Consider the following 25,659-nt stretch of genomic DNA (forward strand, 5'->3'; position numbering starts at 1 on the left):
GTGGACCCAGGTGCACAGCGTGCTGGAGCGGTTGAGCCGTGCCGTGATCCGCTACGACCCTTTCGTGCATCTGGTGATCCAGAACTGCCTTCCGCAGGACTACTACCAGAAACTGGCCGCCAGTTATCCCAGCGACGCTCCCGCCGCGGCCCTGGGGTTGCGCCAACGACTGCGGCGGAAGCTGGCATCGGCGGCTCGGCGGCTGTCGGGGCGGGATTAGCCGTCTTCCCGGAGATCCTCAGCTCAGATCCAGGGATCCTCAGGGTCGAGCGGCTCGGGCTCGAGGGGCCTGGGGCGGCCGGGGCCTGAACGACGGGCGGCCGGGGATGGATCGTCGCGCAAGGGCTCTCCCCAGCCGTCCGGATCGTCCCACTCCTCGTCCGGCTCGGTCAGGTCGGATCCGGCGCGGCGCTCCATGCGCTCCTCCGGCTGGGGTCCCGGCCAGGGTGGCTCCTCCAGCCAGCCCTCCAGGCGCTCCTCAAAGCGGCCTCCCACCTCTTCAAACTGCTCCCGCCAGCGGCGGGAGCGCCGCAGGAATTCCTGGCGCACGCTGGCGCGGGCCAGAGGCAGATCATCGAGCCCCTGCAGGCCGGTCATCACCTGCCCCGGCTGCTGATCGACGATGCGCTCGGGCGAGAGCAGCCAACGGCTGCTGCCCGGCAGGCGGGGATCGCTGCGGGAGACGAGATAGTCGAGGATGCGACCGCTGCGCAAGTCCACGTTGGCGTCGGCGATCACACCGAGCACACCGTTGTCGGACCCCAGCAGGGCAGCGTCGAACAGGGTGGGCAGACGCTCGAGGGTGGCGGGGTCGGTTTCAGCCGGTTCGCCCAGCACAAGGGCCTCCTGCTCACTGAAACCGCGTAGCTGATTCAACCGCCAGACCAACCGGCGGGACCCGAAGGCCGCAGGCTTGCTGAACCAGCCCAGCAGGCGGTGCACGGGGGGGTGCATCCACCCCTGCAGCCCAGGGCCATGGTCCAGGCCCTGATCACAGCGCACCCGCCGCCGGAGAAGATCACTGAGCAGCAGTTGCTCGGGAAGGGTCACGACTTCAGCTGCGGATCTGAACCGGCATCACCAGGTAGGTGAAGGTCGGATCCTGAGGCGAGGTGAGAACCGCCGGAGTGGTGGGGGCATTGCAGCGCAGCTCCACCCGATCGGGCGTCATCACCTTCAGCCCATCGAGCATGTAGCGCACGTTGAAGGCGATCTCGATCGGTTCGCCGCTGATCACCGCCGGCAGGTCCTCGGAGCCGCTGCCCACATCCTGGGCATCGGCACCGATGTGCAGCTGGCCGTTGCCGGGGTCACTGCTGAGCTTGACGACGTTGTTGTGTTGATCGGCCAGCACCGCCACCCGCTCCAGCGACTGGATGAACCCGCGCCGATCGAGCTCGATGGTTCTGGTGAAACCCTCGGGAATCAGCTGGCGGTAGTTGGGGTAGGTGCCATCCAGACTGCGGCTGGTGAGCACCTGGTCGGCCCAGAGGAACACCACCTGACCACGGTCGCAGTAGAGGCTCACCGGGTCGTCGGAACTGGAAGTGGAGAGCAGCCTCTCCAGTTCGCGCAGGGAACGGGCCGGCACGGTGACCGCAAAGGAGCCGCTGGGGTCCTCCACGCCGGAGACGGCCTCATCAAGGCGGAGCACCGCGAGACGGTGTCCGTCGGTGGCGGCGCACTCCAGACCCTGATCCGCCAGGCCGAGGTGCACGCCGGTGAGCAGCTGCTTGGCCTCATCTCCGCTGCTGGCGAACAGGGTGGCCCGCAACCCTTTCACCAGGGCTTGCGGTTGCAGGCGAAGGGGAGTTCCGGTCTGGACCAGTGGCAGATCCGGAAAGTCTTCGGCAGAGAGGCCACGCATCTGGTAGCTGCCGGAGCGGCTGGTGAGCTCCACCTGCTCCTGGCCTTCCTCGCAGCTGAGGCTGATCGGGCTTTCACTGGAGAGGCGCGCCACGATCTCCCCGAACAAGCGCGAAGGCAGGGTGATCGTGCCGCTGGTCTCCACGGAGGCGGGAAGGCTGGTCTGGATGCCCAGGCTGAGGTCGAAGCCGGTGAGGCTGAGGCGGCCCGTGCCGGCATCGGCGGTGAGCAGAACGTTGGCCAGCACCGGATGGGTGGGGCGTGAGGCCACGGCACGGCTGACCAGCTGAAGGCTGGCGCTCAGTTCCGCCTGAGAGCAGACCAGCTTCATGGGACCACCACTCCTGAAACAAAAGCCCGCCAAGGGCTCCACCACGCTTCCACACCACTGACGGAAGCGCAACGAGGACCAGGCGCCGGCAACCGATGTCTCTCCGCGCTTTCCCCCATCCTGTTACTGGATTCGGATTGAATCAGAAGAAAAGAAATCCAGTCCGTAGCCGTAGGGGCTGGGGAAAGCGCGGAAAAGTGTGAAAGCCCTCTGCTGGAAAGGGTTTTCATTGATCAGCGCTGAGGAAAGTGCAGCCGAAAGCGTGCTGCAAATCATGTTTTCCACTCTTTCCCTGGCCTGGGGAAAACTCCGGCGTTCCAGCGCACACGTGATGTCCCAGGTTCTCCACCTCCGTGGCCCGGTTTTCCCGTGGACGCTTTGGCTATTGACACTCCATCTCCGTTGCGATCCGCAACGGTCCCGGAACAATCCCTATGGGCTCAGAAGCCCATCACCTTGGCCACCACATCCACATCAGCGGCCAGACCGGCATGGAAGGCACCATCGCAGTTGTCGATGGCGGTGTTCGGATCCTTCAGACCGTTCCCTGTGAGCACACACACCACGGTGGCTCCTTCCGGCACGTGATTCGCCTGCTGCAGCAAGCCCGCCACCGAGGCGGCGCTGGCCGGTTCGCAGAACACCCCCTCCTCACGGCCGAGCAGCTGGTAGGCCTCAAGAATGTCCTGGTCAGTGACGGCGTGGAAGGCCCCGCCGCTCTGCTCGCGCACGGCCAGGGCCTTCTCACGATTGGCCGGATTGCCGATCCGGATTGCGGTGGCAATCGTGTCGGGCTGCTCCACAGTGTGGCCCAGCACCAGCGGCGCCGAGCCACTGGCCTGGAATCCCATCATTCGAGGCAGACGCCGGCTGTGGCCCGCCTGGCGATACTCCTGGAAACCCATCCAGTAGGCGCTGATGTTGCCAGCGTTGCCCATCGGGATGCAGAGCCAGTCAGGGGCGTCTCCGAGGGCATCGATCACCTCGAAAGCGGCGGTTTTCTGCCCCTGCAGGCGATAGGGATTGAGGGAATTCACCAGGGTGACGGGGTAGGCGTCGGCCACCTCGCGCACGATGGCCAGGGCCCGGTCGAAGTTTCCCTTCACCGCCAGCACCTCGGCTCCATAGACCAGGGCCTGGGCCAGCTTTCCCTGGGCCACGTAGCCGTCGGGAATCAGAACGAAGGCGCGCATCCCTCCGCGGCGGGCGTAGGCGGCGGCGGCCGCACTGGTGTTGCCGGTGCTGGCGCAGATCACGGCCTCGGCGCCGGCTTCCCGCGCCTTGCTCACCGCCATCGTCATCCCCCGGTCCTTGAAGCTGCCGGTGGGGTTGAGGCCGTCGTACTTGAGGAAGACTCTGACGCCACGACCCACCCGGGCGGCCACTGCGGGGGCCGGGATCAGCGGGGTGGCCCCTTCCCGCAAGGTGATGACCGGCGTGGCTTCGCTCACGGGCAGCCAGCGCCGGTAGGCTTCGATCAGCCCCGGCCAGTCCTGCATTGTTGGCTGCTGGCCCAGACGCCGAAGAGCTGAAAGCAGGGGCACGTCGGCAGGGGGCAGGCAGGCCTGAATCTACGCGTCTGGCTTGAGCGCGTGCTCCGCTGCCGTGGCCTCAGAGGCCTGGCACCGGGCCCTGGGAGGACGACTCCGGCGCCGGTGTGGGCGGCGTTGGGGTCACGGTGCTGGGCTGTTCAGTGCTGGGCGGTTCCACGGCCTCGTCGCCGCGCAGGCCGTCGAGGGGGGATTCGGAGAAGAAGCGGACGAGATCGCTGATCGAACTTGCTTTGCTGATTAACCCCATCAGGGCCGGAATGTCCACAGCCAGTTCCTCCACCGGGTAAGCCTTCAGGAACCCAGTGGCGGTGAGGCTGCCGTTGCCATTGGCCAGGCCGGTGATGACAGCGCCGCGGAGGGCCTGGACCCCCTGCTGGGGTGCCCGCAGAGGGGAGATGATCCGTGCCAGTCGCTGGAGCAGTGCTTCTCCGATCCGTGTGGACAGCAGCCGGCTGGTGAGCACCAGGGGCAGGGTGAGCTGCTGGTTCAGCATCTTGGCCGCGGATTCAGGCTGTTGCCCGCTGAAGCGCAGCACATCCCCCAGCAGCCCGCGGGCCTGTCCCGTCTGGGCCAGGTGCTCGAGATCCGCCACAGCAATCGAGCGCCGGAAGGCTCCACTCACGAACACCAACTGCTCGGCTGCCTGCAGAGCTGGCGTTCCCGCACTCAGTGAGACCCCAAGCAGAACGGCCAAGAGTTTGGGCTGACGGGCCAAGGGCTGCACCTGGTGGTGAATCGACTCTAGAAGCTTCCGGAGGCACTGAGAACAGTGGTCTGCCGTATCTCCGGGGCCACCAGCACATCGCGCAACAGGTGCACCACGCTGCGCTCAGCCAGCCCCCTGGCCAGTTGAACCCCCATCTGGCGCAGGTCGGGTTCCCTCAGCAGCCGGGGCAGGCGCCTCAGCAGCAACCGGGGCTCGAAGCCGGGCAGCTCCCGCAGAATGGTCAGCAGCTGCTGCACGGGCTCCAGGCTCAGCAGGGCTTCCTCTCCGCCCTCGAGGCCAGAGCTGCGCAGACCCGGTGGTTGCAGGCGCCGGGGCAATCGGCTGCCCAGACGCCGGAAGGCCTGCCAGCCGATCGCATCCACCCGGTCCACCAGCGCATCGACGAGTTGCTGGCGCAGCAAGCCACCCTTGGGGGAAAAGAGAAAGTCGATCACCTGGTCGAGCAGGCCCTCGAGATCGAGCTGGTCCTGCATGGAGGCGCTGCTGATCAGATTTTCCAGCCGTTGCCAGCGGAAGTCCTCGCCATCGAAGAGCATCTCGCGCAGGCTGCTGCGCAGGGCCGGATCCGGATCTTCCATCAGCCGGCGGGCAAAGTAGGGGTAGGCGGCTCCCAGGATCTTGAAGTCGGGGTCCACGCTCAGGGCAATGCCCTCGAGCGTCACCAGGGAGCGGATGATCAGGGCGTAGTAGGGCGGTACCTGGAAGGGAAACCTGTACATCACCCCGGAGAGGTCGTCGGTGACGGCCTTGAAGTCCATGCGGCTGACGCCCATCTCCAGAGCCTGACCGAACACGCTCTCGAAGGCCGGAACGATCGGCTCGAGATTCACCTCTTCCCCGAGAAATCCCAGGCTGACGAAATCGCGCGAAAGGGAGCTGAAGTTGCGGTTGACCAGATGCACGACCGCCTTGATCAGACCTGTTCTTGCCTCCCGGGTGACCTCGCTCATCATGCCGAAGTCGAGATAGGCCAACCGTCCATCCGGCAGGGCCAGCAGGTTGCCCGGATGGGGATCCGCATGGAAGAAGCCATGCTCCAGCAATTGCTGCAGGCTGCAGTTCACCCCCACCTGCACCATGTCGTCGGGGCTGATGCCCAGGGCGCGCACCGCCTCCAGGTTGGTGAGCTTCACCCCCTCGATCCATTCCATGGTCAGCACCCGGCGGCTGGTGACCTCCCGGTAGATGCGCGGAACGGCGATGCGGGGATTCTGCTGGTGCAGGCGGGCGAAGTGTTCGGCGTTGCTGGCTTCATTGAGGTAGTCCATCTCCTCGAAGACCCGTTTGCCGAGCTCGTCGATCAGCGCCACCAGATCGCTGCGGATCAGGCGTACGTTCCTGTTCACCCAGGTGGCGATCAGGCGCACGATGTAGAGATCGAGGGTGATCTGCTCCCGCAATCCCGGGCGCTGCACCTTGACCGCCACCGCCTCACCGCTGAGCAGTACCCCCCGGTGCACCTGGCCCAGGGACGCTGCCGAGATCGGCTCCCGATCCAGCTGCAGGAACAGGCTGGTCACCGGTGCCCCCAGGTCCTCCTCGATGCAGGCCATCGCCAGGGTGCTGTCGAAGCCGGGAAGTTGATCCTGCAGCTGGGCGAGTTCCTCCAGCAGCAGTGGCGGAATGATGTCCGGCCGGGTGGAGAGGGCCTGGCCGGCTTTGATGAAGGCCGGGCCCAGGGCCGCCAGCAGCTCGGCGCATTCCTGTGCCCGCTGCCGTGCCCTCTCCTCGTTGCTGAGCAGACCAAGAACCTTGTCGAAGCCCACCCCGATCAGAAACAGACTGATGGGCACCAGGGTCTGCCAGACGCGGCGCAGCAGCCGCCGAGGGTGTCCGGCGTAGATCCGCGCAATGGTCTGCGGGTCGTAGCTCAGCAGACCGGCGGCTTCGATGAAGTCGCTCAGCTCCTCGGCGCTGCCAGTCTGTTCAGGGAACGTCTCCGCACCGCTCATCGGCTGGCTGATCGGTTCCTCCGCGATCGCATCCCCGTTGATCGTGACCTGATCCGAGCGGACCATCAGGGAGGCGTTCGACTGTTTCTCTTCTAAACGAAAGGGACCGCCGCTACGGTCTGGGCAATCACCGGAGGCCGGCGTGCTCACGGGTCTGCGCCTGGAGAACATCGCCCTGATCGATGCTCTGGAACTCAGTTTCAGGCCGGGATTCACCGTTCTGACCGGTGAGACCGGTGCTGGCAAATCCCTGCTCCTTGATGCTCTTGATGCCCTGCTCGGTGGTGCCCAAGGGGGCGAGGGTCTGCGGCTGCTGCGCCAGGGTTGCGACCGGGCGCGCATCGAGGCTTGCTTCTCCCTCTCGGAGCCGGCGCTGGCCTGGTTGATCCAGCAGGACCTCAAGCCCGAAGACAACGAGCTGATCATCAGCCGCGAGTGGCGGCAGCTGGAGGCGCGAGTCACCAGCCGCTGCCGCATCAATGGGGTGATCGTCAACCGCTCCCAGTTGCTGGAGTTGCGTCCACTGCTGCTCGATCTCACCGTGCAGGGGCAGACCCAGCAGCTGGCGCGTCCTGGACAGCAGCGTCGCTGGCTGGATCGTTTCGGTGGGGAGCCGATCACCGAGGCCCTGCAGGAGGCTCGCCTGGCCGTGCGCGCCTGGAAAGCCGCCGCCGGGGCTTTGGACGCCGCCCGGGCCGAGCAACAACGGCAGCAGTTCGACCGGCAACGGCGGCTTCAGCTGCTGGAGGATCTGGAGGCGGCTCATCTCGACGATCCCCAGGAGCGGCAGCGGCTGCAGGGGGAGCAGGACCGGCTGGCCCACGCCGTCCGACTGCAGGAGGGGGTGATGAGCACGACGGGGCGGCTGGTGGAGGGGCTGGACGGGGCCCCGTCGGTTTTCGATCACCTCGCCGCCATCGAGCAGGAGTTGCAGCATCTGCTGGGATTCGATCCGGGGCTTCAGCCCTGGCTGGAGCGCTGTGCCGAGGCGACCCAGCTCCTGCAGGAGCTGGCCTCGGGCCTGGATCGCTACGGCGCCGGCCTGGAGAGTGATCCCGAAACCCTGGCGGGTCTGCAGGAGCGGATGGCCCAGCTCAAGGCCCTGGAGCGGCGCCATGGTCAGGAGCTGGGGGCTCTGATCGCCCTGCGCGACGACCTTCGCCGCCAGTTCGATGACGGTGGGGTGGAGGCCTCCCTGCGGCAGCTCGAACAGCAGGAGGAGAGTTGTCGTCTGCAGCGGGATCAGGCCTGCGCCGGGCTCACCCAGCGCCGCCGCGCCGCCGCCTCCAGCCTGGAGCGGCAACTGATGGACACCCTGCGTCCGCTGGGGCTGGCCCAGGTGCGTTTCGGGGTCGCGATCGAGCCTTCCCCCGCCGGTGATGAGGGCGCCGATGCGATTGGATTCCTTTTCTCCGCCAACCCCGGCCAGCCGCTGGCCCCCCTGCAGGAGGTGGCCTCCGGCGGGGAGATGAGCCGCTTCCTGCTGGCGTTGAAGACCTGCCTGGCCGCGGCCGATCCCCAGGTCACCCTGCTCTTCGATGAAATCGACAGCGGGGTCAGCGGCCGGGTCAGCGGCGCCATCGCCGCCCTGCTGCGCCGCCTTGCCGAGCAGCGTCAGGTCTTCTGCGTCACCCACCAGCCCCTGGTGGCCGCCATGGCCCAGCACCACTTCCGGGTGAGCAAACAGGTGGAAGCTGGCCTCACCCGCACCGGGGTGACGGCTCTGCAGGGCAGCGGTGAGCGGGAGCGGGAGCTGGCCGAACTCGCCGGAGGCGATTCGGGAGAAACCCGCAGCTACGTGGCCAGTCTGCTTCAGCAGGGCGTCTCCTGAGCCGCAGGAGCAGCCCGTAGACTCCAGGCTGTCAGGGTTGCTGAATGCCCCGCGCAAGATCCGGCTCCGGATCGAAGAGCCCCGCCGCCACGAATGGAGGCGGTCCGAAGGCCCTGTCCGGGCTGGCCACGGCCTCCGGAATCGATCCCAGCACCCTCCTCAGCGGCGGCAGCCTCGAGGATGTGATCCGGGTGCGCGGAGCGCGGCAGCACAACCTGCGCGATGTCGATCTCACCCTGCCGCGCAACCGGTTGGTGGTGTTCACCGGCGTGAGCGGCAGCGGCAAGAGCTCCCTGGCCTTCGACACGATCTTCGCTGAGGGTCAGCGCCGCTACGTGGAGAGCCTCTCCGCCTATGCGCGCCAGTTCCTCGGCCAGGTGGACAAGCCCGACGTCGATGCGATCGAGGGGCTCTCCCCGGCGATCTCGATCGATCAGAAGTCCACCAGCCACAACCCCCGCTCCACAGTCGGCACGGTCACCGAGATCCAGGACTACCTGAGGCTGCTGTTCGGCCGTGCCGGTGAGCCCCACTGCCCCCAGTGCAACCGCTCGATCCGGCCGGAGAGCATCGACGAGATGGTGGATCGGATCGCCACCCTGCCGGAGGGCACCCGTTACCAGCTGCTGGCGCCAGTGGTGCGGGGCAAGAAGGGAACCCACACCAAGCTGCTTTCAGGTCTGGTGGCCGAGGGCTTCGCCCGGGTGCGCATCAACGGGGAGGTGCGTGACCTCTCCGACAACATCGAGCTCGACAAGAACCACGCCCACAACATCGAAGTGGTGGTCGATCGCCTGGTGGCACGGGAAGGGATCAGCGAGCGGCTCACTGATTCCCTGCGCACCTGCCTCAAACGGGGTGATGGGCTGGCCCTGGTGGAGGTGGTGCCCAAGGCCGGCGAGGAGCTGCCCGACGGCGTCGATCGTGAACGCCTCTATTCCGAGAATTTCGCCTGTCCGGTGCATGGCGCCGTGATGGAGGAGCTCTCTCCCCGGCTGTTCTCCTTCAACAGCCCCTATGGCGCCTGCCCCGACTGCCACGGCATCGGCCACCTGCGCCAGTTCACCCTGGAGCGGGTCGTGCCCGACCCTTCGCTGCCGGTGTACGCGGCGATCGCGCCCTGGAGCGACAAGGACAACAGCTATTACTTCTCACTGCTCTACAGCGTGGGCGAGGCCTTCGGCTTCGAAATCAAGACCCCCTGGAATCAGCTGACCGACGAGCAGCGCCAGGTGGTGCTCCACGGCAGCGAGGAGCCGATTGCGATCCAGGCCGACAGCCGGTACCGCAAGAACCAGGTCTATCAGCGACCCTTCGAAGGGATCCTGCCGATCCTGGAGCGTCAGTTGCGCGACGCCAGTGGCGAATCGGTGCGGCAGAAGCTGGAGCAATACCTGGAGATGGTCCCCTGCGGCACCTGTGAGGGGCTGCGCCTGCGGCCCGAGGCGCTGGCGGTGCGGGTGGGGCCCTACGCCATCCATGAGCTCACTGCCGTGAGCGTGGCAGACACCCTCGAGCGGATCGAGGCCCTGATGGGGGTGGCCGAGGGTGCCCAGCCCCTGCTCACCCCGCGACAGATCCAGATCGGCGACCTGGTGCTGCGGGAGATCCGCATGCGTCTGCGCTTCCTCCTGGATGTGGGCCTCGATTACCTCAGCCTCGACCGGCCGGCCATGACCCTCTCCGGGGGAGAAGCCCAGCGCATCCGTCTGGCCACCCAGATCGGCGCGGGCCTCACGGGGGTGCTGTACGTGCTCGATGAACCCAGCATCGGCCTGCACCAGCGTGACAACGACCGTTTGCTCAACACCCTGTTCAAGCTGCGGGATCTGGGCAACACCCTGATCGTGGTGGAACACGACGAGGACACGATCCGCGCCGCCGACCATCTCGTCGACATCGGACCGGGAGCGGGGGTCCACGGCGGCCACATCGTGGCTGAAGGCTCCCTGCAGAACCTCCTGGAGGCACAGGAGTCGCTCACCGGCGCCTACCTCAGCGGTCGCCGCGCGATTCCCACCCCGCCCGAGCGACGTGCCTCCGGCAGCCGCAAGCTCACCCTGGTCAACTGCCGCCGCAACAACCTGCTGGGCCTCGATGTCGACATCCCCCTCGGCCGCCTCGTGGCCGTCACCGGCGTGAGCGGCAGCGGCAAGAGCACCCTGGTGAACGAGCTGCTGCATCCAGCGCTGGAGCACAAGCTCGGCCTGCGGGTGCCGTTCCCCTCCGGTCTGGGGGAACTGCGCGGCATCCAGTCAGTCGACAAGGTGATCGTGATCGACCAGAGCCCGATCGGCCGCACACCCCGCTCCAATCCAGCCACCTACACCGGGGCCTTCGATCCGATCCGCCAGGTGTTCGCCGCCACGGTGGAGGCCAAGGCCCGTGGCTACCAGGTGGGCCAGTTCAGCTTCAACGTCAAGGGGGGCCGATGCGAGGCCTGCAGTGGCCAGGGGGTGAACGTGATCGAGATGAACTTCCTGCCGGATGTCTATGTGCAGTGTGATGTCTGCAAAGGGGCCCGCTACAACCGCGAAACCCTGCAGGTGGCCTACAAGGGCCACACCATCGCCGATGTCCTGCAGATGACGGTGGAGCAGGCGGCCGAGGTGTTCTCCGCCATCCCCCAGGCAGCGGACCGGCTGCGCACGCTGGTGGATGTGGGTCTGGGCTACATCAAGCTCGGCCAGCCGGCCCCCACCCTCTCCGGCGGTGAAGCCCAGCGCGTGAAGCTGGCCACGGAACTGTCGAAACGCGCCACCGGCAAGACGCTCTACCTGATCGACGAGCCCACCACCGGCCTCAGCTTCTACGACGTGCACAAGCTGATGGACGTGATGCAGCGGCTGGTGGACAAGGGCAATTCGATCGTGGTGATCGAGCACAACCTCGATGTGATCCGCTGCGCCGACTGGGTGATCGATCTGGGGCCCGAAGGTGGCAACAAGGGCGGCGAGATCGTGGTGACGGGAACTCCCGAGCAGGTGGCTGACCACTCCACCAGCCACACCGGCCGCTACCTCAGACAGGTGCTTGCCCAGCATCCTCCTGTTCCCGCTGGGGCCTGAGGGTCCCTCCCACCGCTCCGCAGGGGAGATCATGGAGACACTCGGCTGCTTTTCTGTGCGCCCCCCCCGTTCCGGTCTTGCTGCTCCGCTGTTGCTTTCCCTCTGTGGCCTGCTGGGGACGGCACCGTTGCTCCCCGCTCCGGCGCGGGCTCTCGAGCAGGTGGAGTTGCGCCTTCCCCTGCTCGAGACCAGCTTCAGCGTGAAGCTGGAGGAGCTGGACAATCCCGCCCGCCTGCTCAGTGGCACCAGTGACCTGGCCGAGCTGGATCAGGCCAGCAATGGAGCGATCGGCCGTCGGCTGGTGGCCCTCTTCAATGCGCCGCTGCCGCTGCAGGTGCCGGCGGTGGTGAACGAGGCGGAAGGCTCGCCGATGCTCAACCAGGCGCTGCTGCTGGTTTCTGCTCTGGGCGGGATCGACGGGCTGCCGGCCCAGTTCGACGGCAACGACCTCTCGCGGCTGCTGGACAAGGCGGCGGCCCAGGGACCCCTGACCATGCTCAGCGTGATGAAGGCCCTCCCGGGAACAACGGCCTCGGTGGATCTGAGTCGGGCGTTGTTGGCGGTGCGGCGACTGGCCAGGCAGCTTGAGCCCGCTGATCGTCTGGTGGCCGCCCAGCCGCCCGCCGGGGTCAGTTCCGCCCTCAGTCAGCCTGGTTCCCTTGCGGTGGAGCGGAAGCTGATCGCCCTGCCGGCCCCCCACCGGCCCAAGCCTCTGCAGGTGGTGCAGATCAGCCCCAGCACAGGAGCAAGTGGCCGTCTGGTGGTGATCTCCCATGGGCTCTGGGACGCCCCGGAGAGCTTCGAGGGCTGGGCCAGCCATCTGGCCAGTCACGGTTACACCGTGCTGCTGCCGTACCACCCCGGCAGTGATCAGGGTCAGCAGCAGGCCATGCTCTCCGGCAAGGTGCCGCCCCCCGGGGCGGAGGAACTGCGGCTGCGGCCCCTGGATGTGTCAGCGGTGATCGATGGTGCCGCTGCGGGGCTCAAGGGCCTTCCCGCCGGGCTGAACACCGACTTCGTCGTGGTGCTCGGTCAGTCGTGGGGAGCCACCACCGTGCTGCAGCTGGCGGGGGCTGTGCCCAGCGACGCCCAGCTCCACCAACGTTGCGACGAAGTGTTGAATCCGGAGCGCAACATCAGCTGGGTGCTGCAGTGCAGTTTCATCGGCACGGCCGATCAGGCGGCCCTGGTGGATCCGAGGGTCAAAGCCGGCGTGGCCGTGAGCCCGCCGATGTCGCTGCTGTTCGATACCGGGTCGGGCAGGGACATGACCGCCCGGGTGCTGCTGGTGAGCGGCACCCGCGACTGGGTGGTGCCGCCCGGTCCCGAGGCGATCGGGCCGATGCAAACGGAGGCCGGCCGCGGTGGCCATGGCCATCGCCTGGTGCTGGCTCAGGGCGGGGACCACTTCAACCTGGGCTCCAAGCTGGCTGGAGGTGGTGGTGCCCTGCGCGGCCTGTTGCTGGCCTGGACGAATGGCGCCTTCTCCGCCGGTGCCGCCGCTGCACCGGGCCCTGATGCTCCTGAGCTGCTGCCTGCCGATGGCTGGGGTGATGAGACCCTTCCCCTGGTGGGGATCTCTCCGGCTCAGCTGCGCTCTCCCTGATCGTGCAGCGCTGGCTTCAGCGGATCTCGTCGGGCGGGTACGGGTACGGGTCAAAGTCAGCTTCGCTGGCTTCGGGCTCCAGGGAGGCGGCGTAGCGGGTGTTCAGATCCGGCATCCAGTAGCTCAGATCGTCGTGCCAGTAGAGCCGGCCCGCCAGCCGCGTCGTGCTGAGGGTGGTGCTGCTCAGTTTGCTGAGCAGGTTCCCCAGTTCCAGGGGTGAGAGGTCGGTGCGGATGTCGTTGCCGGCGATCCGGAGCAGTTCCGGCAAACGGGTCACCGCGCTGGGCCGGGCCAGCTTGTGGAACACCTCACGGATCACCAGCTGCTGGCGCTCCATCCGGCCGATGTCGCCCAGCTCATCATTGCGGAAGCGCAGGAAGCCCTCCAGGTCGTTGCCTTTGAGCAGCTGCAATCCGGGGTAGAGATCGATGTAGAGACCCTGGCGGCTGTCGGTGTAGTACATCCGCTTGGGCACATCCACCTCCACACCCCCCAGGGCTTCGGCGAGGTTCTGGACCGCGTCCAGATTCACCATCAAGTAGCGGTCCACCGGAGTGGTGAGCAGGGCGGTGAGTTCCTCCTTGACAGCGTCCACTCCACCGGAGGCGTAGAGGGCGTTCGCCTTGAGCACACCGAAGCGTTCGGATTCGATGTAGGTGTCGCGGGGCACCTGGGTGAGGCGTGTGGTGCCGTCCTGGATGTCGACGATCACCATCACATCGGTGCTGCCGCTGATCTGGTCGGAACCGAGGATCAGGATGCGGGGCTGGTGGATGGGAAGTGGTGGCACCAGCTTGCCCAGGGTCGGCGCCGAGCGGGTCAGACTCGCCAGGGCTGGACCGATCAGCTGCGGCAGGGGGCCTGCCAGGCCGTAGCCCAGGCCGATGCCGCAGGCGAAGGCCGCCAGGGAGGCGGGACGGAAGATCTGCCGGAGCGGGCCGCGGGGTCTTGATCGGGGCTCGTCACGCCCCTGGCGGCGGCTGAGTTCCACGACGGTGGCCGCCACCCGCTCAGCCTCATTGGCAGCATCGACCTTGGCGGTCCCTGGGCGGTTGGAGCGACGCTGGGCCTGGGCCATGGGGGATCCCGATCGGCGCACCATAAAACCGAAACCTCTGCGAGGCCAGTGGGCAGAGCTGTTCAGCCAGCGGCGACCACCGCGACCCGGGCGGCGGCGCGATCGGCCCGGGCCCGCGCCTCGGCCACGTCAGCCCCGGCGGCCACCGCCACGCCCATGCGCCGCTGGGGGCGGGCATCCGGTTTGCCGAAAAGCAGCACCTGGGTGTCCGGCTCTGCCAGGGCCTCGGCCACACCGGTGTAGGCCACGGCCTCGAGGGCCCGATCCGCCAGGATCACCCGGCTGGCGGCGGCGCTGCTGGAGCGGATGGCCGGGATCGGCAGACCCAGCACCGCCCGCAGGTGCAGTTCAAATTCGCTCAGGTTCTGCCCCAGCAGCGTGACCAGGCCGGTGTCGTGGGGGCGGGGCGAGAGCTCGGAGAAGACCACCTCCTCCTGGCCGGGCTCCCCGCAGAGGAAGAACTCCACCCCGAAGAGCCCGGCGCCGCCCAGCTCGTCGGTGACCGCACGGGCCATGGCCTGGGCCGCCGCCAGCTGTTCCTCACCCAGGGCGGCCGGCTGCCAGCTGCACTGGTAGTCCCCCCGCTCCTGCAGATGGCCGATCGGAGGGCAGAACAGGGTGGGTCCCGACCAGGGCCTGACCGTGAGCAGGGTGATCTCCAGGTCGAAGGGCAGAAACTCCTCCACGATCACCCGGGCGCCGGCGCCGCGGGCCCCGTCCAGGGCTGCCTGCCAGGCTGCAGCGAGGCCCTCCGCCGAACGCACCACGCTCTGGCCCTTGCCGGAGGAGCTCATCACCGGCTTGACCACCACAGGCCAGCCCAGGGGCGCCGCCGCTTCGGCCAGTTCTGCCGCACTCTCGGCATAGGCAAATCGGGCCGTGCGCAGTCCGAGTTTGCCCGCGGCCAGATCGCGGATGCGGTCACGGTTCATGGTCACGGCGGTGGCTCTGGCCGTGGGAATCACCGTGATCCCCTCCGCCTCGATCTCCGCCAGGGCATCCACCGCCAGGGCCTCGATTTCCGGGATGACCAGATCGGGGCTGTGCCGCCGGACCACAGCCTTGAGGGCCTCCGGGTCGGTCATGGCGATCACTTCCGCCTGATCGGCCACCTGCATCGCCGGGGCTCCGGAGTAGCGGTCCACCGCGATCACCCGGCAACCCAGCCGCTGGGCGGCGATGGCCACCTCCTTGCCCAGTTCACCGCTGCCCAGCAGCATCAGGGTTCGCGGAAAGGGGGTGGCGGCCATGGGGCTCAGGGAGATCTCCCACTGATCTTGGTCCCCCGCAAAGCCTGCTAGAGAAGGGATCCGTGCCCGACCGTCCTTGCTGAGCCTTCTGTTTGCCTTCTCCACCGCCGGCGATGCCGACGCCGGCCTGGTGTTCGGCCAGGACATCGCCACCTTTCAGAAATGGGCCCTGATCTATCTCGTTCTCTCCTCGCTGGGGTTCGTGGCCGTGTGGGTGGTGGGCTACCTGCGCCGCTGAGGGTCCCCGCACGCTCAGGGTTCAGGGATCAGATCCAGCTGCCGCACCGGAGGCTCCTCGCTGATGAACCCGTAGGCCTCGAACACACCCGCGTCGGGATGGGTGATGTGCTGCCCGTCACTGTGCCGCTCCAGGCTGAACCCTTCCCCGGCCATGCGCCGCATCAGCTCTGCGGCCTCCTCGAAGCGGGCCGCCATGGCGTCGAGGCTGGCGCAGTCGGCGGTCAGACCCTGTTCCTTCCAGGTGAAGTAAGCCACTCCAGACTCCTGTTGCTTCAGTCACCTTCCAAGTCTGCTGCCGAATCGCTCAGGGCAACACCAGCAACCCCAGCAGAACGAGCAGCGCGCTGGCAGCCCAGAAGCGCACCACCACAGTCAACTCGGGCAGTCCCCCCAGCTCGAAGTGATGGTGCAGCGGTGCCATCCGGAACAGGCGGCGGCCCTGGCCGTCGGCGCCCTTGGTGGCCTTGAACACCCACACCTGAAGGATCACCGACAGCGATTCCGCCAGGAACACTCCTCCCATCAGCAGCAGCGGCCAGAGGCTGTCGCTGAGCAGGGCGACGGCGCTGAGGGCCGCCCCCATCGCCAGGGAGCCGGTGTCACCCATGAACACCCTGGCCGGGTGACGGTTGTGGGCCAGGAATCCCAGCCAGGCGCCGGCCATGGCGGCGCAGAAGCCCGCCAGGGGCGGATCCCCCAGGGAGCCCCGCAGCATCAGCTGGGCGCCGAAACCGGTGAACACGATCGCGCCGCAGCCGGCCGCCAGGCCATCGAGCCCGTCGGTGAGGTTGGTGGCATTGCTCTCCGCCAGGAACACGAACAACCCCAGGGGCAGGATCAGCAGGCCCAGGGGCAGCACCCAGCCCATAGCCAGGGAGACATCGGGACGCAGCCACTGTTCCCACTGGGCCCAGGCCAGGAACAGGGCGGCGGCCAGGGCCTGCAGCAGCAGCTTGCCCCGGGGGGTGAGCCCGGTGTTGGTCTGGCGGGTCAGGCTGCGCCAGTCGTCGATGCCCCCGATGGCCAGGTAGGCCAGGGTGATCGCCGCGACCGCCAGCAGGCGGTCGTCGCCGGGGGCGACCAGCCCCCCCACGATCACTCCCACCGGCACCGCCAGCAGACCGCCCATGGTGGGGGTACCAGCCTTGCCGAGGTGGCCCTGCGGGCCCTCCTCGCGGATCACCTGGCCGAGCTTGAGGGCCCGCAGCCGCGGGACGCCCCAGCGACAGAGTGACCAGCTCACCAAGGCCGCCACGAGCAGCGGAGGGGTGAGCTGGGGAGCCCCGCTGAGGCCATCGCAGAGCAGGCAGGCCAACAGAATGGCCAAGGCCAGCCCCAGCGCGCTGCGACGACCATCGGCAGGACCTGCAGCGGCCGCGGGGGCCTGCGGTTGGGTTGTTCGGACCAAGACTCCAGGCGGCGCCGTGGCGCTGTGGCGGTGCGGGCGGACCTTAGGCCACGATCAACGGCTCGGATCGCGACTCAGTCTTCCCAGTTCTCTTCCGATTGCTCATCGGCCTGGTTGTACTCCTCCTTCTCACCCATCAGCGCGGAGAGTTCCTCCTCTTCCACCGTGCTCACATCGGGAGCTGCGGTTTCCTCATCGGCCACCAGGCGGCCGGTGCTCTCGAGCCAGGTGAGCAGATCGGGTTCATCCCGCAGGGGCAGCACCGGAGCCGGCTCGTCCCTTCGGTAGCGGGTGAGGGAGGGGTTGATGCTGTCGAGGGTGCTCATGAAAAGCCTTGGAAGCGCACATCCAGTGGACGCCGATCGATCACCATAAACCAACACTCCGATCATCTCCGTTGACGGCCGCCAAATTTCCCTCGTTGCTCCTCGGTTGGACCGTGGCGTTCCTGATCAGTGCCCTGCTGGTGTCTGCGGGCCGGCACTGGCCCGATCCCCTGCCGGTGGTCGCCTGGCAGGTCTGGGTTCTGGTGCTGACGCCACCACTGCTGATGGGGGCCTGGATCGCAAGCCGCTGGGGCCGGGTGCCGGCGGTGGCTGCCGGCCCGGGCGGCGAAGACGGCGACGAGGGACAATCCTGCAACAGCTCGCACGCACAGGACTGAGGGGATGGAACAGGAGCAGGGCGCCAGGGCAAAACGGGTGGTGCTGGCCTACTCCGGCGGGGTGGACACCAGTGTCTGCATTCCGTACCTCAAGAGGGAGTGGGGGGTGGAGGAGGTGATCACCTTCGCCGCCGACCTCGGCCAGGGGGACGAGTTGGAGCCGATCCGCCTGAGGGCACTCGAATCCGGGGCCAGCCGCTCGCTGGTGGGGGACCTGATCGATCCCTTCATCCGCGATTTCGCCTTCCCCGCGATCCGGGCCAATGCCCTCTACGAAGGGCGCTATCCACTCTCCACAGCCCTTGCCAGACCCCTGATCGCCCGCCAGCTGGTGCAGGTGGCCCGGGAGCTGGGTGCTGATGCCGTGGCCCATGGCTGCACGGGCAAAGGCAACGATCAGGTGCGCTTCGATGTGGCGATCGGCTCCCTGGCGCCTGATCTGAAGGTGCTCACACCGGCGCGGGAATGGGCCATGAGCCGGGAGGAAACGATCGCCTATGGCGAACGCTGCGGCATCCCGGCCCCGGTGAGCAAGAAGAACCCCTATTCGATCGATCTCAATCTGCTGGGCCGCAGCATCGAGGCCGGTCCGCTGGAGGATCCGATGGCGGAACCCTCCGAGGAGGTGTTCGCCATGACCCGTGCGATCGGCGACACACCGGATGAGTCCCAGGTGGTGGAGATCGCCTTCGAGCAGGGCAACCCGGTGGCGATCGATGGAATCGGCCTGGATCCGGTCAGCCTCGTCCGCCGGGCCAATGAGCTGGCGGGCCTGCATGGTTTCGGCCGGATGGACATCATCGAAAACCGGGTGGTGGGGATCAAGTCAAGGGAGATCTATGAAACGCCTGGTCTGTTGCTGCTGATCCGCGCCCACCAGGAGCTGGAGAGCCTCACCCTCGCCGCCGACGTGGTGCGCTACAAGCGCCAGATCGAATCCAGCTGGGCCGATCTCGTCTATCAGGGCCTCTGGTTCGGTCCGCTCAAGCAAGCCCTCGACGGCTTCCTGGATTGCACCCAGGCCACGGTCACCGGGGTGGTGCGCATCCGCCTGCACAAGGGCACGGCGATGGTGATCGGTCGCTCCAGCACGAGCGACAGCCTCTACGTGCCCTCCATGGCCACCTATGGCAGTGATGATCGCTTCAATCACCGCGCGGCCGAAGGCTTCATCTACGTCTGGGGGATGCCGATCCGGCTATGGGCCGCCACCCACCGCAAGAGCTGAGGTCGGGCTTCTGCCTGGTTTCTGGCCCTGGCCTACGGGGGGGCGTCACGCCTGAGCCAACGCCGTCCCAGGGCTCTCAGGGGTGGGATCGGATTGCGGGCCTCTGCCTTCTCCTCTGGGGGAGGCTCGCTTTCGAACTCAGGCGCAGGGGGTGGCGGCGGTGGTGGGGGCGGGAGAAGTCGCCGGGCCTGCTCCCGGAGGGCGTGGTTGTCCTGGGCCAGCAGTTGCTGCTGATCGAGAAGCGGCTGCAGCCGTTGCTGGAATTTACGCTCGAAGATCTGGGGCAGATCCCGGATCAGCTCCTCGAGGTCCGCTAGCTGACGCTGCGCCAGCTCCAGCTCCCGCCGGCAGTTCACCAGCTGGGCCCTGGTGGTCTCCACCTCCAGGCGTGCCTCCGCCAGGGCCAGCCGGAGCCGGGTCTCCGGCTCTTCGGGTTCCGGAATGGGCACTCTGTTGGGGAGACCAGCTGATGCATCCTCAACCATGGCTGGCCCGAGGGTTAGCCTTCCCATCATCCCCGGGTCGGGGCTGATCCGTCGATCCCCGCCGCCGGCTCAGCCCTCGAGGGCCACGGCTTCAGCGGCCGAGGGAGCGTTGCGGGGGGTGGGAAGTGGACCGTCCTGCTTGACCGTGAGGTAGCGGATCACATCTTCGCTGAGGCGCATGGCCCGCTCCAGCAGCGCCACCTGCTGGCCGTCCCCGTCATGGTTCAGCTGCACGTAGATGCCCTCACGGTGCTTGGCGATCGTGTAGGCCAGACGGCGTTTGCCGCGCATCTGGCAATCAAGCACTTCAGCGCCCGCTTCGGTGAGCAGATCCCGGTACTTGGCCAAATGGGTTTCCACCTCTTCCTCCGGAATGTCCGGACGAAGGATGTACATGGTTTCGTAGTAAGGCTTCTGCGACATGGTGACGGAGGCTCCGTGATGGGCTCGTGGGAGGCCGGCGGCAGAGCGCTGCCAGCAACGGATCGACAAGCCTACCTTCCAGGCCTCTTCCCATCCTCAGACCATTGAAGAGGGTCAGTAGAGCTGCATGCGCACCGCTTCCGAGACGGTGGGGATGTCGGCCTCTCGGCCACGGATGCTCTGCACCACTGAGAACACCACCAGCAGCAGGGTGCCGAGAAACACGGTGTTGCTGAGGGTGCGCAGGGCAAAGCCGGCCCCCAGGGGACGCAGCAGAACGCCGAACGCCAGCGACAGCAGGATCAGCACGATGTCGATCAGGATCGCCTGCAGGACGTTGAAGCGGATGAAATAGGGCACACGGGCATTGCGCACCACCGCCAGGAACAGCAGCAGGAAGAGCACAAAGCCTCCGAAGGGGATCTGCTGCTGCAGGGCCATCAGCGGCAGGGCCGGCAGCACCAGCCACTGCAGGGCCGGCACCAGGCCGAACAGGGCCTCCCCGAACGGCACCCCGTCACTCCAGGGCAGCAGATAGGCCAGGACGGCCAGGAGCCGTTGCCAGATTGGAGGGCCTTCCATGAGCTATGGGATGTGATCGCTGCAGTTCGCCCAGGCTAGGGGGCCTGCCCACGCGCACCGAGATCAGCGATCAGGGCCTCCCCAGCTGATCGAGGGCCGCCTGGCGCATCGCGGCCAGCGGCAGCCGCCTGGCCTCGGAGCGGCCCGGCTCTCCGATCCAGAGCTGCAGAGCGGCAGCCCCCTGCTGAACCAGCATTTCCAGACCATCCAGAACGCCGCAGCCGCGCAGGCGGGCCTCCCGCAGCAGGAGGGTGGGTCTGGGGGTGTAGATCAGGTCGTAGACCAGGCTCCCTGGGCGAAGGGCATCGAGGTCGCCAGGCTCCAGAGGGCAGGTGCCTGAGCTGGCCCCCATGCCGATCGGGGTGGTGTTGACCACCAGATCGGCCTCGGCCAGCGCCCGGCGCAGGCCGGCGCGTTCGCCTGCAGGCCCTGGCCAGGCCAGGCCGTTCAGCTGCGGTGCCCAGGCCTGGCACTCCTCCTGGAAGGCCCCAAGGGCCTCAGGGCGGCGCCCGGCCAGCTGAATGCGCTCCATCCCCAGCTCCACCAGAGCCGCCACCACGGCCCGGGCGCTGCCGCCGCAGCCCAGCACCAGGGCCGTGCCCCCCGTCAGGGGTCGGGCCCAGCCGGCATCGGAGCCAGAGGCGGCCCGCAGTGGCGTGAGGAACCCCTCCACATCGGTGTTGGTGCCCAACCAGCCGCCGCCCTCGCGCCGCATCAGGGTGTTGACGGCGCCGACCCGCCGGGCCAGGGGGGTGAGCTCCGCCGCCAGCTCCGCCACCGCCCGTTTGTGGGGCAGCGTCACGTTCAGGCCGCGACAGTCGATGGCCTCCAGGCCCCGCACCGCCACCGCCAGATCGCTGGCCTGCACCGGCAGGGCCAGGTAGACCCAATCGAGACCCAGCTCCCGCAGGGCGGCGTTGTGCATCGCCGGCGAAAGGGAATGGCGCACCGGATCGCCGAGAACGGCCACGAGCGAGGTGCGGGCGGAGATCTCGAAGGGCATGGCGGCTCGGGCCTGGGGCGGTCCCTGCAGCGAAATGTACGGGTCCGGGCGCGACCCGTCCGGGTCCTGTTCGGAAACCACACCTCGCCTGCGGTGGCCCCCACTGCTGAAGATGCATGGGACAGAAACATCAATTCAAAGGAGGTGGGAACCCATGGGCAAGGTTGTCGGCATTGACCTGGGCACGACGAACAGCTGCGTTGCGGTGATGGAGGGCGGCAAGCCCACCGTGATCGCCAACGCGGAAGGGTTCCGCACCACACCTTCTGTGGTGGCCTACACCAAGAACCAGGACCAGCTGGTGGGGCAGATCGCCAAGCGTCAGGCGGTGATGAATCCCGAGAACACCTTCTATTCGGTGAAGCGCTTCATCGGTCGTCGGGTCGATGAGGTGAACGAGGAATCGAAGGAAGTCAGCTACGGCGTGGAGAAGGCGGGCGCCAACGTGAAGGTGAAGTGCCCGGTGCTGAACAAGCAGTTCGCACCCGAGGAGGTGTCGGCCCAGGTGCTGCGCAAGCTGGCCGATGACGCCGGTAAGTACCTCGGTGAAACCGTCACCCAGGCGGTGATCACCGTGCCCGCCTACTTCAACGACTCCCAGCGCCAGGCCACCAAGGACGCCGGCAAGATCGCCGGCCTCGAAGTGCTGCGCATCATCAACGAGCCCACGGCGGCTGCCCTGGCCTATGGCCTCGACAAGAAGAGCAACGAGCGCATCCTGGTCTTCGACCTGGGCGGCGGCACCTTCGACGTCTCGGTGCTGGAGGTCGGTGATGGCGTGTTCGAGGTGCTCTCCACCAGCGGCGACACCCATCTGGGCGGCGACGACTTCGACAAGGTGATCGTCGATCACCTGGCCGCCACCTTCAAGTCGAACGAAGGCATCGATCTGCGCCAGGACAAGCAGGCCCTCCAGCGCCTCACCGAGGCGGCCGAGAAGGCCAAGATCGAGCTCTCCAGCGCCACCCAGAGCGAGATCAACCTGCCCTTCATCACAGCCACCCCCGAAGGTCCCAAGCACCTCGATCTCACCCTTACCCGGGCCAAGTTCGAAGAGCTGGCCTCCAAGCTGATCGACCGTTGCCGCGTGCCGGTGGAGCAGGCCCTCAAGGACGCCAAGCTCTCCAGCAGCGAGCTCGACGAGGTGGTGATGGTGGGTGGTTCCACCCGCATCCCCGCGGTGCTGGAGCTGGTCAAGCGGGTCACCGGCAAGGACCCCAACCAGACTGTCAACCCGGATGAGGTGGTGGCCGTCGGCGCCGCCATCCAGGGCGGCGTGCTGGCTGGCGAGGTGAAGGACATCCTGCTGCTGGATGTCACTCCGCTCTCGCTGGGCGTCGAGACCCTGGGCGGTGTGATGACCAAGATGATCACCCGCAACACCACCATCCCCACCAAGAAGGCAGAGGTGTATTCCACTGCGGTGGATGGCCAGACCAACGTGGAGATCCACGTTCTGCAGGGTGAGCGTGAACTCGCCTCCGACAACAAGAGCCTGGGCACCTTCCGACTCGACGGCATCCCGCCCTCACCCCGTGGCGTTCCCCAGATCGAAGTCACCTTCGACATCGACGCCAATGGCATCCTCAGCGTGACGGCCAAGGACAAGGGCAGCGGCAAGGAGCAGAGCATCTCGATCACCGGCGCCTCCACCCTCAGTGAGAACGAGGTGGAGAAGATGGTGAAGGACGCCGAGGCCAACTCGGCTGCTGACAAGGAGAAGCGCGAGCGCATCGACCTGAAGAACCAGGCCGAAACCCTCATCTATCAGTCCGAGAAGCAGCTCACCGACCTGGGTGACAAGGTCAGTGCCGAGGTCAAGGCCAAGATGCAGGAGAAGCGTCAGCAGCTCCAGGAGGCTGTCGACAAGGAGGACTACGAGGCCATGAAGTCCCGTCTGGAGGATCTCCAGAAGGAGCTCTATGAAGTGGGCGCTTCCGTCTACCAGCAGGCGGGTGCCGACGCCGGTGCCAGCGCCGCCGAACCCGGTGGCAACGGCGCCGCCGGCGATGCCTCATCCTCTGGCCCCAGTGCTGATGATGTGATCGATGCGGAGTTCACCGAGAGCAAGTGATCCGTCAATGATCAGTTCATGATCAGGCAGTGATCAAGGTCCGACGAAAACAGCCCTCCATGTGCAACACATGGAGGGCTTTCTGCTGATCCAGCACGACCCGTTGCCGAAGACCTGCCTTCGGCAACGGGTTATTTGAGTTATTCGCCGATGCTGGCCAGGGCCTCCTTGGCTTTGGTCACCACCTCAGGCGGCAGGCTCACGTAGCCGAGTTCTGGTGCCAGTGCCTGCGCTTCGGGTGAGAGAGTCTGCTCGAACACCTTCTTGAGCAGCGGTGTCTTCTCGCCATTGCCGCTCTTGTAGAGCAGAATCCAGGTGAAGGTCACGATCGGGTAGCCGGCTGAGGGGTTGGGATCACTGCCCACCAGATCAGGACCGATGTCGATGGCGCCCAGGGCTGCGCTGGCCGTTTCGTTGGTGGGTTTGAGCATCTCACCCCCTTTGTTTTCGACGGCCGCGGCCTGCAGTTCCCCCTGCACATAGGCGGTTTCGACATAGCCGATGCCACCGGGGCTCTGCTTCAGCGTTGCGGCGACGCCCTCATTGCCCTTGGCGCCCACGCCCGTGGGCCAGGCCACGGATTTGGCCGAGCCTGGACCGTTCTTCCAGTCGTCGCTGAAGGCCGAGAGGCTCTTGGTGAAGTTGTAGGTGGTGCCGGAGCCGTCGGAGCGGTGCACCACGGTGATCGCCTTGTCCTCGCAGCCCAGTTCCTTGAAGTTCTTGATCTTGCCCAGGAACACGTCCGCCACCTGCTGCTGGCTGAGCATGAGGTCGCAACCCGGCAGGTTGTAGGCCACGGCAATGGCGCCCGCCGTCATCGGCACCTGCACCACACCCCGCTGAACCTTGGCGATGTCCTTCTCCTTCATCGGTGCGTCGGAGGCTCCGAAATCGATGGTGCCGGCCACGAACTGCCGCACACCCGCCCCGGATCCCACCGACTGGTAGTTGACGTTGATGCCATCGGAGGAGAGATCCTGGAACCAACGCTGATAAATCGAGGCCGGGAAGGAGGCCCCGGCTCCATTCAGGCTGCCGGTGAGTCCACCACCGTCGTCGCCTCCCCCACAGGCGGTGAGGGCCAGGGTGAAGGAGAGCCCCAGGGCCGTTCCGACCTTGGCGAATGGCTTGGTCTGGCTTGATTTCATGATGGAAGGGAAAGGCTTCGGACCTGCAGTCACCAGGCGACGCTATCCAGCCATCTCCCCAAATACGTTAACGGCAGGTAAGGAATCCTTCGATCTGCTCGAGGGCCCACTGGGCGGACCCCGGTGCCAGCAGAACACCGTTGCGGTAGTGACCACTCAGCAGCAGCAGCCCCGGCTCCAGCTCCTCCAGCAGTGGGGCTGGTCGGCCCTGGGGTCGGGCCCGCAGGCCCTGCCAGCGGCGGATCACCGTCGCCTCCCGCAGCCAGCTCGGTGCCGCACCGCCCAGCTGCCGCATCGGCTCCAGCAGGCCGGGATCGGCCTGCTCTCCTGGTTCGAGGGTCGCCCCCAGCCAGAGTCCGCCGCCGGGTCTGGGCACCAGGTTGAGGCCCTGCCAGACCACTGGGCAGGGCCATCGGATCGGCGTGGCCGGTGCAAGCTCCAGGCACTGCCCCAGCACGGGTTGCAGCGGCACCTGGTGCCCCAGTGGGCGCAGCAGCGCCTCGCTGGCCAGGCCTGCGGCGACCACCAGCCAGTCGACCTCAAACGGGGTGACGGCTGAGCGGCTTTGGACCCTCCAGCCTGCCGGCCTCCGCTCCAGTGCCACCACCCGGTCGCTGCTGAGCTGAAGGCCACAGCGCAGTCCATCGCGCCGAAAGGCCGCCATGGCGGCCAGGGGGTCCAGCTGCCCGTCCTGGGCAGAGTGGAGGCCCCCCATCCCCTGAGGCGGATCCCCGAGTTCCATGGCCCTCAGCCGCGACGGCTCCCACCAACTCAGCGGAAAGCCCATGGCCTGGCGTTGTTCCTGCAGCTGCCGCAGCCGCTTCTGCTCGTCAGGGTCCCGCGCCAGCAGCAACAGGCCGGCCTGAAACGGGATCGGGCAGCCTCGCTCGCTCAGCTCCTGGCGCCAGCGCTGCCAAAGCCCCAGGGAGGTCTGCCGCAGGTGCCAGGCGCGGCCCTTGCTGCGCTGAAACACGTGGGCCATCAGCACCCCCAGGGCCGCGGAACTGCCGCTGCGGCTCTCCTGGGGGGTTGTCCCCAGGGCATCCGGGGCGATCAGATGCACCCGATGGCCACGTCGCTGAAGCAGCCAGGCTGTGGCCAGGGCGACGATGCCGCCGCCGATCACCCCGATCGAGCGGGAC

24 protein-coding genes are annotated in these 25,659 nt (G+C 67.1%); 8 read left to right on the forward strand and 16 right to left on the reverse strand.

Annotation, left to right across the window (positions count from 1 at the left end; translation table 11 throughout):
* Window positions 1-10 precede the first annotated feature (10 nt).
* Window positions 11-220: a hypothetical protein gene (locus tag FPZ61_RS06215; RefSeq protein ID WP_185464788.1), complete on the forward strand. Its 210-nt coding sequence runs from the start codon at window positions 11-13 to the stop codon at window positions 218-220.
* A 23-nt stretch (window positions 221-243) separates the two neighbouring features.
* Here the strand turns inward: FPZ61_RS06215 and FPZ61_RS06220 are convergent, their stop codons facing one another.
* The 5 genes from FPZ61_RS06220 to FPZ61_RS06240 all read right to left on the reverse strand — a co-directional run bounded on the left by FPZ61_RS06220 (window position 244) and on the right by FPZ61_RS06240 (window position 6,429).
* Window positions 244-1,050: an RNA methyltransferase gene (locus FPZ61_RS06220; protein ID WP_185464789.1), complete on the reverse strand. Its 807-nt coding sequence runs from the start codon at window positions 1,048-1,050 to the stop codon at window positions 244-246.
* 4 nt (window positions 1,051-1,054) lie between these two features.
* A complete protein-coding gene (gene dnaN, locus FPZ61_RS06225; RefSeq protein ID WP_185464790.1) occupies window positions 1,055-2,197 on the reverse strand; it encodes a DNA polymerase III subunit beta in 1,143 nt (380 codons plus the stop codon).
* 440 nt (window positions 2,198-2,637) lie between these two features.
* Window positions 2,638-3,696 carry a threonine synthase gene (thrC, locus tag FPZ61_RS06230; RefSeq protein ID WP_185464915.1) on the reverse strand — a complete coding sequence of 353 codons (1,059 nt, stop codon included), beginning with the start codon at window positions 3,694-3,696 and terminating at the stop codon, window positions 2,638-2,640.
* A gap of 112 nt (window positions 3,697-3,808) precedes the next feature.
* Entirely contained in the window at window positions 3,809-4,474 is a 666-nt protein-coding gene (locus tag FPZ61_RS06235) for an alpha/beta hydrolase (RefSeq protein ID WP_370593343.1), read from the reverse strand.
* Window positions 4,475-4,491: 17 nt separating this feature from the next.
* Window positions 4,492-6,429, reverse strand: a complete 1,938-nt coding sequence (locus FPZ61_RS06240; protein ID WP_185464916.1) for an AarF/ABC1/UbiB kinase family protein — start codon at window positions 6,427-6,429, stop codon at window positions 4,492-4,494.
* Window positions 6,430-6,571: 142 nt separating this feature from the next.
* On the opposite strand from FPZ61_RS06240, the gene recN reads away from it, so the two are divergent.
* From recN to FPZ61_RS06255, 3 genes are read left to right on the forward strand one after another with little or no spacing between them, the layout of a single operon-like run.
* Window positions 6,572-8,260 carry a DNA repair protein RecN gene (gene recN, locus FPZ61_RS06245; protein ID WP_185464792.1) on the forward strand — a complete coding sequence of 563 codons (1,689 nt, stop codon included), beginning with the start codon at window positions 6,572-6,574 and terminating at the stop codon, window positions 8,258-8,260.
* Between the two features lie 44 nt (window positions 8,261-8,304).
* Complete coding sequence (gene uvrA / locus FPZ61_RS06250; RefSeq protein ID WP_255441421.1) at window positions 8,305-11,328, forward strand: excinuclease ABC subunit UvrA; 3,024 nt, start codon at window positions 8,305-8,307, stop codon at window positions 11,326-11,328.
* Complete coding sequence (locus FPZ61_RS06255; protein WP_255441422.1) at window positions 11,294-12,934, forward strand: dienelactone hydrolase; 1,641 nt, start codon at window positions 11,294-11,296, stop codon at window positions 12,932-12,934. Before uvrA ends, FPZ61_RS06255 begins: the two co-directional genes overlap by 35 nt.
* Window positions 12,935-12,950: 16 nt before the next feature.
* Here the strand turns inward: FPZ61_RS06255 and FPZ61_RS06260 are convergent, their stop codons facing one another.
* The gene (locus FPZ61_RS06260; protein WP_185464793.1) at window positions 12,951-14,012 is read right to left on the reverse strand and encodes an LCP family protein; all 1,062 of its coding nucleotides are present in this window, start codon (window positions 14,010-14,012) and stop codon (window positions 12,951-12,953) included.
* A gap of 62 nt (window positions 14,013-14,074) precedes the next feature.
* On the reverse strand, window positions 14,075-15,262 hold the full coding sequence (gene purT, locus FPZ61_RS06265; protein WP_185464794.1) for a formate-dependent phosphoribosylglycinamide formyltransferase: 1,188 nt from the start codon (window positions 15,260-15,262) through the stop codon (window positions 14,075-14,077).
* Window positions 15,263-15,338: 76 nt separating this feature from the next.
* Between purT and FPZ61_RS06270 the strand changes: the two genes are divergently transcribed.
* Complete coding sequence (locus FPZ61_RS06270; RefSeq protein WP_006172711.1) at window positions 15,339-15,500, forward strand: hypothetical protein; 162 nt, start codon at window positions 15,339-15,341, stop codon at window positions 15,498-15,500.
* Between the two features lie 14 nt (window positions 15,501-15,514).
* Here FPZ61_RS06270 and FPZ61_RS06275 read toward each other — a convergent pair whose 3' ends face one another.
* The 3 genes from FPZ61_RS06275 to FPZ61_RS06285 form a co-directional block, all read right to left on the reverse strand.
* Window positions 15,515-15,757, reverse strand: coding sequence for a hypothetical protein (locus tag FPZ61_RS06275; protein ID WP_185464795.1), 243 nt, complete (start codon window positions 15,755-15,757; stop codon window positions 15,515-15,517).
* 49 nt (window positions 15,758-15,806) lie between these two features.
* Window positions 15,807-16,829, reverse strand: coding sequence for a phospho-N-acetylmuramoyl-pentapeptide-transferase (mraY, locus tag FPZ61_RS06280; protein ID WP_255441423.1), 1,023 nt, complete (start codon window positions 16,827-16,829; stop codon window positions 15,807-15,809).
* Between the two features lie 155 nt (window positions 16,830-16,984).
* The gene (locus FPZ61_RS06285) at window positions 16,985-17,236 is read right to left on the reverse strand and encodes a DUF3134 domain-containing protein (RefSeq protein ID WP_185464797.1); all 252 of its coding nucleotides are present in this window, start codon (window positions 17,234-17,236) and stop codon (window positions 16,985-16,987) included.
* Between the two features lie 95 nt (window positions 17,237-17,331).
* Between FPZ61_RS06285 and FPZ61_RS06290 the strand changes: the two genes are divergently transcribed.
* Together FPZ61_RS06290 and FPZ61_RS06295 are read left to right on the forward strand one after the other, a co-directional pair.
* Window positions 17,332-17,574 (forward strand): hypothetical protein, encoded by a 243-nt coding sequence (locus tag FPZ61_RS06290; protein WP_185474777.1) that lies wholly within the window; start codon window positions 17,332-17,334, stop codon window positions 17,572-17,574.
* 4 nt (window positions 17,575-17,578) lie between these two features.
* A complete protein-coding gene (locus FPZ61_RS06295; RefSeq protein WP_185464799.1) occupies window positions 17,579-18,802 on the forward strand; it encodes an argininosuccinate synthase in 1,224 nt (407 codons plus the stop codon).
* A 32-nt stretch (window positions 18,803-18,834) separates the two neighbouring features.
* Here FPZ61_RS06295 and FPZ61_RS06300 read toward each other — a convergent pair whose 3' ends face one another.
* From FPZ61_RS06300 to FPZ61_RS06315, 4 genes are all read right to left on the reverse strand, one after another.
* Window positions 18,835-19,251 (reverse strand): hypothetical protein, encoded by a 417-nt coding sequence (locus FPZ61_RS06300; protein WP_185464800.1) that lies wholly within the window; start codon window positions 19,249-19,251, stop codon window positions 18,835-18,837.
* Between the two features lie 105 nt (window positions 19,252-19,356).
* Complete coding sequence (gene rpsF, locus FPZ61_RS06305) at window positions 19,357-19,710, reverse strand: 30S ribosomal protein S6 (RefSeq protein ID WP_185464801.1); 354 nt, start codon at window positions 19,708-19,710, stop codon at window positions 19,357-19,359.
* Window positions 19,711-19,824: 114 nt separating this feature from the next.
* Window positions 19,825-20,292 carry a Tic20 family protein gene (locus tag FPZ61_RS06310; protein ID WP_185464802.1) on the reverse strand — a complete coding sequence of 156 codons (468 nt, stop codon included), beginning with the start codon at window positions 20,290-20,292 and terminating at the stop codon, window positions 19,825-19,827.
* A gap of 70 nt (window positions 20,293-20,362) precedes the next feature.
* Entirely contained in the window at window positions 20,363-21,295 is a 933-nt protein-coding gene (locus tag FPZ61_RS06315) for a shikimate dehydrogenase (RefSeq protein ID WP_185464803.1), read from the reverse strand.
* A 154-nt stretch (window positions 21,296-21,449) separates the two neighbouring features.
* Here FPZ61_RS06315 and dnaK point away from each other — a divergent pair, with 154 nt between their 5' ends.
* The gene (dnaK, locus tag FPZ61_RS06320; RefSeq protein ID WP_185464804.1) at window positions 21,450-23,369 is read left to right on the forward strand and encodes a molecular chaperone DnaK; all 1,920 of its coding nucleotides are present in this window, start codon (window positions 21,450-21,452) and stop codon (window positions 23,367-23,369) included.
* Window positions 23,370-23,509: 140 nt separating this feature from the next.
* Here dnaK and pstS read toward each other — a convergent pair whose 3' ends face one another.
* Window positions 23,510-24,517: a phosphate ABC transporter substrate-binding protein PstS gene (gene pstS / locus FPZ61_RS06325; RefSeq protein ID WP_185464805.1), complete on the reverse strand. Its 1,008-nt coding sequence runs from the start codon at window positions 24,515-24,517 to the stop codon at window positions 23,510-23,512.
* Between the two features lie 67 nt (window positions 24,518-24,584).
* A complete protein-coding gene (locus FPZ61_RS06330; RefSeq protein ID WP_185464806.1) occupies window positions 24,585-25,643 on the reverse strand; it encodes an FAD-dependent oxidoreductase in 1,059 nt (352 codons plus the stop codon).
* Window positions 25,644-25,659 lie beyond the last annotated feature (16 nt).

This window comes from Synechococcus sp. BSA11S (assembly GCF_014224355.1).
Lineage (GTDB): Bacteria > Cyanobacteriota > Cyanobacteriia > PCC-6307 > Cyanobiaceae > Regnicoccus_A.

Excerpts from the sequence above, each read along its gene's own strand:
- dnaN (WP_185464790.1), bottom strand. The coding sequence starts at position 2,197 with ATGAAGCTGGTCTGCTCTCAGGCGGAACTGAGCGCCAGCCTTCAGCTG.
- thrC (WP_185464915.1), bottom strand. The coding sequence starts at position 3,696 with ATGCAGGACTGGCCGGGGCTGATCGAAGCCTACCGGCGCTGGCTGCCC.
- FPZ61_RS06240 (WP_185464916.1), bottom strand. The coding sequence starts at position 6,429 with ATGAGCGGTGCGGAGACGTTCCCTGAACAGACTGGCAGCGCCGAGGAG.
- uvrA (WP_255441421.1), top strand. The coding sequence starts at position 8,305 with ATGCCCCGCGCAAGATCCGGCTCCGGATCGAAGAGCCCCGCCGCCACG.
- FPZ61_RS06260 (WP_185464793.1), bottom strand. The coding sequence starts at position 14,012 with ATGGCCCAGGCCCAGCGTCGCTCCAACCGCCCAGGGACCGCCAAGGTC.
- purT (WP_185464794.1), bottom strand. The coding sequence starts at position 15,262 with ATGGCCGCCACCCCCTTTCCGCGAACCCTGATGCTGCTGGGCAGCGGT.
- FPZ61_RS06285 (WP_185464797.1), bottom strand. The coding sequence starts at position 17,236 with ATGAGCACCCTCGACAGCATCAACCCCTCCCTCACCCGCTACCGAAGG.
- FPZ61_RS06295 (WP_185464799.1), top strand. The coding sequence starts at position 17,579 with ATGGAACAGGAGCAGGGCGCCAGGGCAAAACGGGTGGTGCTGGCCTAC.
- rpsF (WP_185464801.1), bottom strand. The coding sequence starts at position 19,710 with ATGTCGCAGAAGCCTTACTACGAAACCATGTACATCCTTCGTCCGGAC.
- FPZ61_RS06310 (WP_185464802.1), bottom strand. The coding sequence starts at position 20,292 with ATGGAAGGCCCTCCAATCTGGCAACGGCTCCTGGCCGTCCTGGCCTAT.
- FPZ61_RS06315 (WP_185464803.1), bottom strand. The coding sequence starts at position 21,295 with ATGCCCTTCGAGATCTCCGCCCGCACCTCGCTCGTGGCCGTTCTCGGC.
- dnaK (WP_185464804.1), top strand. The coding sequence starts at position 21,450 with ATGGGCAAGGTTGTCGGCATTGACCTGGGCACGACGAACAGCTGCGTT.
- pstS (WP_185464805.1), bottom strand. The coding sequence starts at position 24,517 with ATGAAATCAAGCCAGACCAAGCCATTCGCCAAGGTCGGAACGGCCCTG.